This is a genomic window from Mesorhizobium sp. M1E.F.Ca.ET.063.01.1.1 (assembly GCF_003998155.1).
Taxonomy (GTDB): domain Bacteria; phylum Pseudomonadota; class Alphaproteobacteria; order Rhizobiales; family Rhizobiaceae; genus Mesorhizobium.
This window is the reverse complement of the sequence record NZ_RZSC01001275.1, coordinates 1-982: the sequence shown is the minus strand read 5'-3', so window position 1 is coordinate 982 and position 982 is coordinate 1. Positions and strand designations below refer to the sequence as shown.

1 protein-coding gene is annotated in these 982 nt (G+C 58.7%); it reads right to left on the bottom strand.

The features are described from left to right. Positions 1-467: 467 nt before the first annotated feature. Positions 468-878, bottom strand: coding sequence for a hypothetical protein (locus EOA29_RS37885; RefSeq protein WP_127222483.1), 411 nt, complete (start codon positions 876-878; stop codon positions 468-470). Between the last annotated feature and the right edge of the window lie 104 nt (positions 879-982).

Here is a 982-nt window from a genome sequence, read left to right as displayed (position 1 = left end):
CGCCAGGGCCGCGCCGCCTAATTTGTGTGTATCACAAAATAGGCTATCCTGCCAAAGACAAAACTCATCATTGCAAAAATACTTCTTAGGTAGTCTCATCGACGAATCCAGCTTTCATTCCGAAATAACCTAGACATGTTAGCAAGGAAACGCGTTTCCTCGGAGACATTTTGCATTTTCAACTTGTCGACAAGTCGACTTTGCAACATGTTTCTACGCCAACATGTTGCCTTGATGCGGAATCATCATGCTAACATGGAGACAAATCGCTACGAGCAGGGAACGTGCGATCGGGATCGCGGCGCGGCCCCGTGCGTTAGGTAGGGGCGGATAAGCTAAGGCATGCGACCGAGGCCGACGGGCACAGCTGATTTGCGCCGGGCCGAGCCTCTGGCCCGGCCCCGCCTGCGGGGCCCTGAGCGTTCACTGCACCCTCACCGCCGCGGATGCCGCGGGGGCGGGCCGACCTATTCGTTGGGTAGCTTGTGCTTATGGGCCTTGATGTAGTCCTGCACCGCCTGGCGCAGCAACTCGGTCATGCTGTGGCCATTGCTGACCGCGAGCAGCTTGAATTGGCGCTGTTCGCCGGCCGTAAGGTAATAGCCGCAGCGCACCATTTCCTCTTCGCGGATCTTCCTGCCGGCGACCGGATCCTTTTTCTGACCCTGTCGCAGCATTTTGCGGAAGTCCGGCCGAGCTGACGTCCGCGCCGCTTCAGCCTCCGCTGCCACCGCAGATTCGGCGGCAGGCGGCTGAGGAGCGGGATCGGATTTCGGAGCGATGAACATGCTCGGAAGCGCCGGCGGCTCAGTGGAGATCGCTCGCATCATGCGAGCCTTCTTGTCGTCCTGTGACTCCGGGAGGCTTTTGTCGGTCATGCGGCCTGCCTCATTGCTTCGGTGAAGGTCTTCAGGACATCGTCGAAGACCCCTTCACTTTCGGCAATCGCCTTCGCGTCAGGCTGAATTGGGCTGTAGAGTGT